The organism is Aquipuribacter hungaricus (assembly GCF_037860755.1).
Lineage (GTDB): Bacteria > Actinomycetota > Actinomycetes > Actinomycetales > JBBAYJ01 > Aquipuribacter > Aquipuribacter hungaricus.
On the sequence record NZ_JBBEOI010000128.1, the window covers coordinates 1 to 10,633 of the forward strand.

Consider the following 10,633-nt stretch of genomic DNA (forward strand, 5'->3'; position numbering starts at 1 on the left):
GGGCAGGACCGGGGCGGGCGCCGCGCGCCTCGGGGCGGGCGGGGGCCCGAGGTCGTCCGGTCCACCGGGCAGCCAGCCCGGCGAAGGACGGGCGGAGACCGGGGCGGGCGGCAGGCCGGAGGGGCCCCCGACCGGCACGGGACGGACGGTCAGGGCGGTGACGCTCGCCAGGCCGGCGTCCTCCTGCACGTCGCTCGCGCGGGCGATGGAGGCCGCCTCCGACGGCGGCACCCCCTCCAGCGTGAGGCGGCGCATGACCATGAGGCGGGCGACGTCGATGCCGGAGTAGCGGCGGTGCGAGCCCGCGGTGTGCTCGGACGGGCCCAGGCCGTAGCGCCTGTCCCAGGTCCGCAGCGTGGCCGGGGCGACGCCCAGGCGCCGGGCGACGGCGGCCACCGTCAGCATCGGACGGGGCACCTGGTCGCCTCCACGACGACCCGTCGGTGCCTCTGCCATGAGGGCGAGTGTGGCGACACGCGGACGTGATCGCATGTTCAGCGCCGTTCTGGGGAAGAGCACTGCCGTACGCCTGGTCAATCGCGCCGGACAACGCTCCTGAACTGGTTCTGCACAGGGCTTGAACAACGTCTGGCGCGGTTGCTAGGTTGTCCAGACCAGGACAACGGTGCCGGATCGAGCCAGATCGGGTCCCGCACGACCGTCAGCGGCCACCCGACCGCCGGCACCGCACTGCAGGAGGAACTCATGGCCGAGATCTCGAGGTTGCCCGGACCCGTCGCCGAGAAGTGGGAGTGGCAGATGGACGGTGCCTGCCGCGGTGCCGAGACCACGCTGTTCTTCCACCCCGAAGGCGAGCGCGGCCCCGCCCGACGCGACCGGGACGCCGCCGCCGTCGCCATCTGCCAGGCCTGCCCCGTGATGGTGCAGTGCCGGGCCCACGCCCTCGCCGTCCGCGAGCCCTACGGCGTGTGGGGCGGCATGACCGAGGACGAGCGCGAGGCCGCCTACACCCGCGGCCGCCGGCTGGCTGCCGCCAGCTGACCCCCGTACGGCGCCCCGGCGCCGTGGTGCTCCACCTACCAGGCGGCGCCGCAACGCGGCGTGGCTGGCACGGATCCCGATCGCACCACCTGCCCGTGACGACGGGATCCTGCACCTGACGTCACGGCTGACGAAGGCCCCCACCGACACACGTCAGAGGGGGCCTTCGTCGTGCGTGCCCACCCTGGCGGCGACGGCGGGGCGGCCGGGACTCCCCCGGGGACGACGGAGGCCCCCGCCGAGGTGCGGCGGGGGCCTCGTCGCCCGGGCCTCCGCCCGGGGGGTGCGTCAGTGCGAGTGGCCGTGGCCACCGTGGTCGTCGGCGGCCGGCTCCGGCTTGTCGACGACGAGCGCCTCGGTCGTCAGCACCATCGCCGCGATGCTCGCGGCGTTGCGCAGGGCGGCCTTGGTGACCTTCACCGGGTCGACGATGCCGCCGGCGATGAGGTCGGTGTACTCGCCCGTGGCGGCGTCGAGGCCCTGGCCCGGGGGCAGCGCCGCGACCTTGTCGACGACGACGGAGCCCTCGTGGCCCGCGTTGCTGGCGATCCACCACAGCGGCTTGCTGACGGCGCGGCGCACGATCGCGACGCCGACGGCCTCGTCACCGGTGCGGCCGAGGTCGCCCTCGAGCGCGGTGCGGGCGTGGACGAGGGCCGAGCCGCCGCCGGCGACGATGCCCTCCTCGATCGCGGCGCGGGTCGCGGAGACCGCGTCCTCGACGCGGTGCTTGCGCTCCTTGACCTCGACCTCGGTGTGGCCGCCGACCTCGATGACCACGACGCCGCCGGAGAGCTTGGCGAGGCGCTCCTGGAGCTTCTCGCGGTCCCAGTCGGAGTCGGTGCGCTCGATCTCGGCCTTGATCTGGCCGACGCGGGCGGCGACGGCGTCGGGCTCGGCGCCACCGTCGACGATCGTGGTGTCGTCCTTGGTGACGACGATGCGGCGGGCGGACCCGAGCACGTCCAGGCCGACGGTCTCCAGGTCGAGGCCGACGTCCGCGGTGACGACCTGCGCGCCGGTCAGCACGGCCATGTCCTGCAGCATCGCCTTGCGGCGGTCACCGAAGCCCGGGGCCTTGACCGCGACGGCGGTGAAGGTGCCGCGGATCTTGTTGACGACGAGCGTGGACAGCGCCTCGCCCTCGAGGTCGTCGGCGACGACGAAGAGGGGCTTGGAGGTCTGCAGGACCTTCTCCATCAGCGGCAGCAGCTGCTTGACGGTGGAGACCTTGCCGCCGACGAGCAGCACGTGGGCGTCGGTGAGGACGGCCTCCATGCGCTCGGTGTCGGTGACCATGTACGGGGACAGGTAGCCCTTGTCGAACTGCATGCCCTCGGAGAACTGCAGGCTGACGCCGGTGGTCGAGCCCTCCTCCACGGTGATGACGCCGTCGCGGCCGACCTTGTCGAAGGCCTCGGCGAGGGTCTCGCCGACGGACGGGTCCTGGGCGGAGACGGTGGCGACGTGGGCGACCGACGCGGAGTCGGTGACCTCGACGGCGATGTCGTCCAGGCGCGCCTCGAGGGCGGCGACCGCGGCGTCCATGCCCCGCTTGAGGCCACCGGGCGAGGCGCCCGCGGCCACGTTGCGCAGGCCCTCGTGGACCATGGCCTGGGCCAGGACGGTGGCGGTGGTGGTGCCGTCGCCGGCGACGTCGTTTGTCTTGGTCGCGGCCTCCTTCGCCAGCTGCGCGCCGAGGTTCTCGAAGCGGTCCTCGAGCTCGATCTCGCGGGCGATGGTGACACCGTCGTTGGTGATGACGGGCGGGCCGAAGGACTTGGCGAGGACCACGTTGCGGCCCTTGGGGCCGAGCGTGACCTTGACCGCGTCGGCGAGGGCGTCGACGCCGCGCTCCAGCGCCTTCCGGGCGGTCTCGTCGTAGGACAGGCTCTTGCTCATGTCACTCCTGTGGTGGCGCGGGGGTGGCCGGGGGGCCACGGGTGGGCGGGACCGTGCTGGTCCCGTGCGGAGCACGTGCTGCGCGCGACGGACGACGCCGCCCGCGGCCGGTGGCCGGGGCGGCGTCAGCCTCGCTGCGTCACGACCTGTGGGGTCGTGTCAGCTCACTTCTCGATGACGGCGAGGACGTCGCGGGCGGAGAGGATCAGGTACTCCTCGCCGCCGTACTTGACCTCGGTGCCGCCGTACTTGCTGTAGAGCACCGTGTCGCCGACCTTGACGTCGAGCGGGATGCGCTTCTCGCCGTCGTCGTCGAAACGACCCGGGCCCACCGCAAGGACGGTGCCCTCCTGGGGCTTCTCCTTGGCGGTGTCGGGGATGACGAGGCCGGAGGCCGTCGTCTGCTCGGCCTCGAGCGTCTGGACGACGATCCGGTCCTCGAGCGGCTTGATGGAGACAGCCACGTGTGCACCTCTTTCGCGACAGGCTGCAGGTCCGACCGATCGGTCGACCTCATGGTCTGGTCCGCCGTGGACGGGACGTCGTCGCGGGTGCCGACCCGTCGTCAGGCGATTGGCACCCGATGCCGTCGAGTGCCAGAAAGGACACTACTGAGACGCTGGCACTCGGTCAACCCGAGTGCCAGGTAGTGGGCCCCGCGGGCGACGCGGGGCTGGTCCGCCGGGGCGGGCTGGCAGGATCGGGCCGTGGTGGCACCGTGAGCGCGGCCGAGGACGTGACCCCCGTCCTGCACCCCGACGGCTGGGCGCTGCTGGAGGCGCTGCCCCCGTACGACCCGGCGACCGCCCTCGGCCTGGGGGCGCGGCTGCGGGAGGCCGGGGCCGCGCCGGCCACCGTGGCGGCGGCCCTCACCCAGTCCCGGCTGCGCGCCGCCGCCCGGGGCAAGCTCGGCGGGTTCGCCGACCACATGCTGTTCACCGCCGAGGGGCTGGAGCAGGCCACCCGGCTGCCCGTCGCGGCCCGCCACGCCGACCGGTTCCGCCGGGCGGGGGCCACCCGCGTCGTCGACCTCGGCTGCGGCATCGGGGTGGACGCCATGGCCGTGGCCGGCATGGGCATCGCCGTCGACGCCGTGGAGCGGGACCCCGCGACCGCCGCGGTCGCGACGGTCAACCTGCGCCACCTCGAGCACGCCGTCGTCCACCTCGGCGACGCCGAGGCCTTCCCGGACGGGCTGCCGGTCCCCCGCCCGGGCACGCCGGGCGGGACCGACGCCGCCTGGGTCGACCCCGCCCGCCGCCGCGACGGCCGCCGCCTCAAGGACCCGGAGCAGTGGTCCCCCGCCCTGTCGTGGGCGCTCGGCCTGGCGGGCACGGGCGTGGGCAGCGTCGGCATCAAGGCCGCCCCCGGCATCGAGCACGCCCTCGTCGCCCCCGGCGGGCCGGCCGCCGGCTGGTCCGCGGCCTGGACGTCGGTGGACGGCGACGTCGTCGAGGCCGTGCTGTGGTGGGGGGCGGCCGCCGAGCCCGGGACGCTCCGTTCAGCGACCGTCCTGCGCACGGTGCCCGGTGCCGGCGGCGACGAGCAGGTGCAGGAGGCGGGCACCCTCACCGACGTCGGGCTGGGCCCGGCCCCGGTGGGCCCGGTCGGCGGCTACCTGCACGAGCCCGACGGGGCCGTCATCCGGGCCGGCCTGGTGGCGCACGTCGCCGAGCAGCTGGGCGGGCGCCTGCTCGACCCGATGATCGCCTACATCACGACGGACGAGCCGGTGACGAGCCCCTTCGCCCGCTCCTACGCCGTGCACGCCGTGCTGCCGTGGGGGCTCAAGCGGCTCCGGGCCTACCTGCAGACGCAGGGGGTGGGTCGGGTCACCGTCAAGCGCCGCGGCAGCCCCGTCGAGCCCGAGGAGCTGCGCCGGGCGCTGCGCCTGGACGGCGACCGCGAGGCCACCGTCGTGCTCACCCGCCGGGGCGACGAGCGCATCGTCCTGGTCTGCGACCCGCTGGTCTGAGCGGGCCCGGTCCACGCCTGCCCCGCCACCCCGGCGGGCCTCGAAAGCGTCGCCAGGACCACCCGCGCAGTCGTCTTCGACCGTCCGGACCCGCTGACCGGCCCCTCAGAGCACCCGCGCAGTCGTCATCGATCGCGCCCGCCCCCCGCAGCGCCGGCAAGGGCACGCGCGCAGTCATCATCGACGGACGCGGCCGCCTAGCCCTGGACGCGGGTGACGGGCAGCGACGGGTCGGTGCCGAGGTCCCAGGCTGACGGCTCCCGTCCCGCCGCGACGAGCATCGACCCCAGCGCCGCGACCATGGCGCCGTTGTCGGTGCACAGCCCGGGCCGGGGCACCCGCACGACGAGCCCGGCGCGCTCGGCCCGCTCCTGCACGAGCGCCCGGAGCCGGCTGTTGGCCGACACGCCGCCGCCCAGGAGCAGGTGCTCGACGCCCTCGGCCTGGCACGCGGCGACCGCCTTGGCGCTGAGGACGTCGACGACCGCCTCCTGGAACGACGCGGCCACGTCGGCCACCGGCACCTCGCGCCCCTCGTCCCGGACCCGCTCCACCCACCGGGCCACCGACGTCTTGAGCCCGGAGAAGCTGAAGTCGTGGCGGTGGTCGGTGCCGTCGCGGGCCACCGCCCCGGCACCGGTGAGCCCGCGCGGGAAGCGGACCGCGGCCGGGTCGCCGTCGCGGGCGGCGCGGTCGACGTGCGGGCCGCCGGGGAACGGCAGCCCGAGCAGGCGGGCGACCTTGTCGAACGCCTCGCCCGCGGCATCGTCGAGCGTGGAGCCCAGCACCTCGACCTCGGCGGTGACGTCGTCCACGCGCAGCAGGCTGGAGTGCCCGCCGGAGACCAGGAGCGCGACCGCGGGCTCGGGCAGCGGTCCGTGCTCGAGGGTGTCCACGGCCACGTGGGCGGCCAGGTGGTTGACGCCGTAGACCGGGACGCCCAGGCCGAGGGCGAGCGCCTTGGCCGCGGACACCCCGACGACGAGGGCGCCGGCCAGGCCCGGGCCGCTGGTGACGGCCACGGCGTCGACGTCGGACAGCGCGACGCCGGCGTCGGACAGGGCCCGGTCGAGCGTGGGGAGGATTGCCTCCAGGTGCGCGCGGCTGGCGACCTCGGGCACGACCCCGCCGAAGCGGGCGTGCTGGTCGACGCTGCTGGCGAGGGCGTCGGCGAGCAGCGTGCTGCCGACGACCAGGCCCACCCCGGTCTCGTCGCACGAGGTCTCGATGCCCAGGACGAGAGGCCCGTCGGGCCGGCTCACGAGGCCACCTGCGCGTCCGGCGCACCCGCCGCGAGGGCCGGTCCGGCCGCGACGGGCTCCCGCCGCGCGGGCAGGTCCAGGCGCATGAGCAGCGCGGCCACCCGCTCGCCGCCGGGCTCGGCAGGCGAGTAGTAGCCGGGGCGCCGGCCCTGGCGGCGGAACCCGGCGGCGGTGTACATCCCCACCGCGACCGGGTCGTGCTCGCGCACCTCGAGGTCCAGGCGGCGGGCGCCGGCCTCGCGGGCGGCGTCGACGGCGGCGGCCAGCAGGGTGCGGCCGAGCCCCCTCCCCCGCTGGTCGGGGGCGACGGCGATCGTCTGGAGCTCGGCGTCCGCGCCGTGCGCGACGACGCCGAGGTAGCCGAGCAGGGTGCCGTCGGCGTCGCGCAGCACCCGGTAGCGGCGCCCGGGCTGGCCCATCTCCGACAGGAACGACTCGCGGGTCCAGGCGTCCGGCCCGAAGGACGGCACCTCGACCTCGCGGACGTCGTCGAGGTCCCACCAGCGCATCGGCGCCACCGCCGTCCCGCTCACCCGCCCACCCGCTTGGGGCTGCCGGGCTCCTGGACGTCGGGGCGGCGCAGGTACAGCGGCTCCGGGGGCAGCGGTTGCGGGCCGGACCCGGCCAGGCCGTCACGCGCGAGCGAGGCCACCCAGGCCGCGGCAGGGGCGACGGGGAGAAGACCCTCGGACCCGTCGGCTGCACCGGACGCGCCGACCTCGAGGAGGACGGTGGCGCCCAGGGTGCGCAGCCGGTCGGCGTACAGCGCGGCGCCGCCGCCGACCACAGGCAGCCCGTGCTCGACCGCGGCGCCGGCGAGCAGCGCGGGGTCGGAGACCTGCGGGTCGCCGAGCCGCCGGCCACCCCGGTAGCGGGCCCAGTAGACCTCGCGACGGCGCGCGTCGGTGGCGACCAGGAGGTCCTCGGGCGCACCGGCGGCAACCGCCTCGGCGGCGAGGGCGTCGAGCCCGCACACCCCGTGCACCCGGACGCCGACCACGTGGGCGAGCGCCCGGGCGGTGACCAGGCCCGCGCGCAGCCCCGTGAACGGCCCGGGACCGACGCCCGCGGCGACGGCCGTGAGGTCGGCCGGGCCCACGCCGGCGTCGGCGAGGACGGCCTTGATGGTGGGGGCGAGCAGCTCGGCGGGGCGGTTGCCCTCGTGCACGGCACGGGCGGCGCGCGGCGCCGACGGTGGCTCGTGCTCCCCCAGCAGCGCGACGGACAGGACGGACGTCGAGGTGTCCAGGGCGAGGATCAGCACGCCTGAGCCTCCCGCACCCCGGGGACCCCGCGCACCGCGGCGAGCACCCGCGCGGTCCGGGCGGCCTCCAGGCCGACGGGCTCGACCCGCACGGTCCGGGGCTCGTCGCCCGGCGAGGCCTCCTCGGCGTCGGCCCCGGCGAGGGCTGCTGCGCCGCCGGCTGCCGCGGTGCCACCGGCGGCCGCGGGCTCGCGGTCCAGGTGCACCTGCAGGCGCGCGGGGCTGAGCCGCTCGGCCAGCCCCTCGCCCCACTCCACGACGACCACGGAGCGGTCCAGGTCGGAGTCCAGGTCCAGGTCGTCGAGCTCGAGCGCACCGGCGAGGCGGTAGGCGTCGACGTGGACCAGGTTGGGGCCGTCGGGGCGGGGGCCGGCGGCGTCGGGACGCTGGTGGCGGGCCAGGACGAAGGTCGGCGAGGTGACGGGCGCGGTCACCCCGAGCCCGAGGGCGAGACCCTGGACGAACGTCGTCTTCCCGGCGCCGAGCGGGCCGGTGAGGACGACGACGTCCCCGCCGACGAGCTCGGCGCCGAGCGCCCGGGCGAGCGCCCGGGTGGCGTCGGCCGTCGCGCAGCGCACGGTCGGCGGGTCGGTCGGGGAACCGGCCATGGTCACGGTCGGCTCAGGCACTGCGGCCGGCCTCCTCGGGGCCGCGCTGCTCCCGCCCCACGAGGCGCTGCACCGCGGCGGCCGCACCGCGCAGCGCCCGCTGCGGGACGGGCTCGGACTCCGGGTCCGCCAGGCGCAGCGCCCGGCGGACGAGGTCGAGGACGTGCCCGGAGACGACGTCCGGGTGCTCGAGCATGACCAGGTGCCCGGCGTGCCGGACGACGACGTGCTCCGCGTGCGGCAGCGCCTGCATGATCGCCTCGGAGTGCCGGGGCGGGGTCATGAGGTCGTGGTCGCCGACGAGGACCAGGGTCGGCAGGTCCGCCATGACCGACAGCGCGTCCTTCTCGTCGTGCTCGGTGAACCCGGGCAGGAAGTCGCGCACCACCTCGATCGACGTGTCGGCGATGATCTTGGCGACGAAGCGGGTGAGCTCGGGCGGCACCGGCGAGGCGAACGACCAGCGCCGCACGATGAGCCGCTCGACGTCGGCGACCATCCGGCGCCCGCGCAGCACGAGGCGCGGCTGCCGGGCGAGGACGCCGAGCAGGTTGGGCGCGACGCGGGTGACCGCGCCGCCGCCGGGCAGCCCGAAGTCCAGCGTCGACAGGTCGCCGGCGCTGGTCGCCACCAGGCCGACGCCGAAGATGCGGGTGCCGAACAGCTCGGGGCGGCGCTTGGCCAGCGCCATGACGGTCATCCCGCCCATGGAGTGCCCGACGAGGACGACCGGGCCCTCGGGCGCGTGAGCCTGCAGCACCTGCTCCAGGTCGGCGCCGAGCCGCCGGATCCGCGAGCTGCCGGCCGGGCCGATGTCCGAGCGGCCGTGGCCCCGCTGGTCGTAGGTCACCACGCGGTAGCGGCCGCGCAGGGCGAGCCGCTGGAAGTGCCAGGACTGGCTGGACAGGCCGTAGCCGTGGACGAGGACCACCGTGAGCGGGGGCGTGGTCCCGTCGCGCGGGCCGGGGTCGTCGACCTCGACGTGCAGGCGGACGCCGTCGTCGGTGTGGAGCTCGTACTCCTCGCCGTGGACCTTGCCGAGCAGGTCCAGGCCCTCGCGGTCGAAGACGGCGTCGACGTCGCGCCGGCGCGAGCGGACCCGGTCGGCGGCCACCCCCGCGGCCACCCCGACGCCGGCCGCGGCGAGCCCCGCGCCGAGACCGATGAGGCCCCACGGCGTGCGGTCGTGCGCCGCGCGGGGGTCGAGCGCGGACAGGACGCTCACCACGCGGGCTCCTCCTCCAGGACGACGTCGCCGGAGCCGGACCAGCGGCGCGGCAGCCGGGAGCCCAGCCGCGCGACGATCTCGTAGGAGATCGTGCCGGCGGCCACCGCCCAGTCCTCGGCCGTCGGCTCGCCGAGCAGCCCGGGCCCGAGCACGACGACCTCGTCGCCGACGTCCTCCCGGGCCCCGGGACCCAGGTCGACGACGGCCTGGTCCATGCACACCCGGCCGACGACCGGGACGCGGCGCCCGCCGGTGCCGCCCACCCACACCTCGGCGCGGCCGGTGGTGGAGCGGGGCAGCCCGTCGGCGTAGCCCAGCGGCAGCAGGCCGAGGACGGTGTCCGTCGGCGCGGACCAGGCGTGGCCGTACGAGACGCCCTCGCCCGCCGCGACGCGCCGGACGTGCGCCAGGCGCGAGCGCAGCGTGAGCGCGGGCCGCAGCCCGAGCTCGGCCGGCGTGGCCAGGTCTGGCACCGGGGACAGGCCGTACACCGCGAGGCCGGGCCGGACCATGTCCAGGTGGAGGTCCGGGCGCGTGAGCGTGGCGGCGGAGTTGGCCAGGTGCCGCAGCCCGGGGCGCAGGCCCGCCTCGCGCAGCACGTCGACGGCGCCGTCGAAGGCGGCGGCCTGCAGGTCGACGGTGGGGTGGCGGGGAGAGTCGGCCCAGGCCAGGTGGCTGAAGACGCCGCTCACCGCGACCAGGCCGTCGCGCTCGGCCTCGGCCAGGGTGCGGGCGACCGCCGGCAGGTCCGCGAGGTCGACGCCGTTGCGGTGCAGCCCGGTGTCGACCTTGACGTGCAGGTCGGCGACCTGGCCGCTGGCCCGGGCGGCGGCCACGACGGCCTCCACGTGGCGGGGGTGGGAGACGCCGAGCGTGATCTGCCGCCGCAGCGCGGCGGCCACCGGGGCGGCGTCCCCCGACAGCAGCCAGGCCAGGACGGGGGCGTCGACGCCGGCCTCGCGCAGCCGCAGCGCCTCGTCGAGCTGGGCGACGCCGAGCCAGGACGCCCCGCCGGCCAGCGCGGCCCGGGCGACGGGCACCAGGCCGTGGCCGTAGGCGTCGGCCTTCACCACGGCGAGGACCGGGACGCCGGTGCGCCGGGCGAGCGAGCTGACGTTGGTGGCGACCGCGTCGAGGTCGACGACGACGTGCCCGGTCCCCACGTCGGTCCCGGCGCCCAGGTCCGCCTGGAGGTGGGCGTCCACGTGGGCGTGCGGGGAGGCGGCGGGGAGCAGGGTGCCCGTGACGGGCGTGCCCGGGGGGCGGGTCCCGTCCAGGTCGGCGGCGTCGGTCCGTGCGGTCACGTCAGCCATGGTCCCAGGACCGGGCGCGCGCGCCCGCCACGGCCCCCGCCAGCGCGTCGGCGACGGCCGCCGCGCGCAGCGGTCCGCC

At 76.7% G+C, this 10,633-nt stretch carries 11 protein-coding genes; 2 read left to right on the forward strand and 9 right to left on the reverse strand.

Annotation, left to right across the window (positions count from 1 at the left end; translation table 11 throughout):
- Positions 1-417 (reverse strand): MerR family transcriptional regulator (locus WCS02_RS13010; protein ID WP_340293901.1); only part of this gene is annotated, 417 nt, incomplete at its 3' end.
- A gap of 288 nt (positions 418-705) precedes the next feature.
- Here WCS02_RS13010 and WCS02_RS13015 point away from each other — a divergent pair.
- A complete protein-coding gene (locus WCS02_RS13015) occupies positions 706-1,002 on the forward strand; it encodes a WhiB family transcriptional regulator (protein WP_340293903.1) in 297 nt (98 codons plus the stop codon).
- 288 nt (positions 1,003-1,290) lie between these two features.
- Here WCS02_RS13015 and groL read toward each other — a convergent pair whose 3' ends face one another.
- On the reverse strand, positions 1,291-2,904 hold the full coding sequence (groL, locus tag WCS02_RS13020; RefSeq protein WP_340293905.1) for a chaperonin GroEL: 1,614 nt from the start codon (positions 2,902-2,904) through the stop codon (positions 1,291-1,293).
- 164 nt (positions 2,905-3,068) lie between these two features.
- A complete protein-coding gene (gene groES, locus WCS02_RS13025; RefSeq protein ID WP_340293908.1) occupies positions 3,069-3,368 on the reverse strand; it encodes a co-chaperone GroES in 300 nt (99 codons plus the stop codon).
- A 254-nt stretch (positions 3,369-3,622) separates the two neighbouring features.
- Here groES and WCS02_RS13030 point away from each other — a divergent pair, with 254 nt between their 5' ends.
- On the forward strand, positions 3,623-4,879 hold the full coding sequence (locus WCS02_RS13030) for a class I SAM-dependent methyltransferase (RefSeq protein ID WP_340293910.1): 1,257 nt from the start codon (positions 3,623-3,625) through the stop codon (positions 4,877-4,879).
- 197 nt (positions 4,880-5,076) lie between these two features.
- Here the strand turns inward: WCS02_RS13030 and tsaD are convergent, their stop codons facing one another.
- Genes tsaD through alr form a run of 6 tightly spaced genes read right to left on the reverse strand, consistent with a single transcriptional unit; the run spans position 5,077 to position 10,554 of the window.
- Positions 5,077-6,141 (reverse strand): tRNA (adenosine(37)-N6)-threonylcarbamoyltransferase complex transferase subunit TsaD, encoded by a 1,065-nt coding sequence (tsaD, locus tag WCS02_RS13035; protein WP_340293912.1) that lies wholly within the window; start codon positions 6,139-6,141, stop codon positions 5,077-5,079.
- Positions 6,138-6,674, reverse strand: coding sequence for a GNAT family N-acetyltransferase (locus WCS02_RS13040; RefSeq protein WP_340293914.1), 537 nt, complete (start codon positions 6,672-6,674; stop codon positions 6,138-6,140). Before WCS02_RS13040 ends, tsaD begins: the two co-directional genes overlap by 4 nt.
- Positions 6,671-7,405 carry a tRNA (adenosine(37)-N6)-threonylcarbamoyltransferase complex dimerization subunit type 1 TsaB gene (tsaB, locus tag WCS02_RS13045; RefSeq protein ID WP_340293916.1) on the reverse strand — a complete coding sequence of 245 codons (735 nt, stop codon included), beginning with the start codon at positions 7,403-7,405 and terminating at the stop codon, positions 6,671-6,673. Before tsaB ends, WCS02_RS13040 begins: the two co-directional genes overlap by 4 nt.
- Complete coding sequence (tsaE, locus tag WCS02_RS13050; protein ID WP_340293919.1) at positions 7,399-8,013, reverse strand: tRNA (adenosine(37)-N6)-threonylcarbamoyltransferase complex ATPase subunit type 1 TsaE; 615 nt, start codon at positions 8,011-8,013, stop codon at positions 7,399-7,401. Before tsaE ends, tsaB begins: the two co-directional genes overlap by 7 nt.
- Positions 8,014-8,026: 13 nt before the next feature.
- The gene (locus WCS02_RS13055; protein WP_340293921.1) at positions 8,027-9,238 is read right to left on the reverse strand and encodes an alpha/beta fold hydrolase; all 1,212 of its coding nucleotides are present in this window, start codon (positions 9,236-9,238) and stop codon (positions 8,027-8,029) included.
- The gene (alr, locus tag WCS02_RS13060; RefSeq protein WP_376983948.1) at positions 9,235-10,554 is read right to left on the reverse strand and encodes an alanine racemase; all 1,320 of its coding nucleotides are present in this window, start codon (positions 10,552-10,554) and stop codon (positions 9,235-9,237) included. The genes WCS02_RS13055 and alr overlap by 4 nt, the downstream gene beginning before the upstream one ends.
- Positions 10,555-10,633 lie beyond the last annotated feature (79 nt).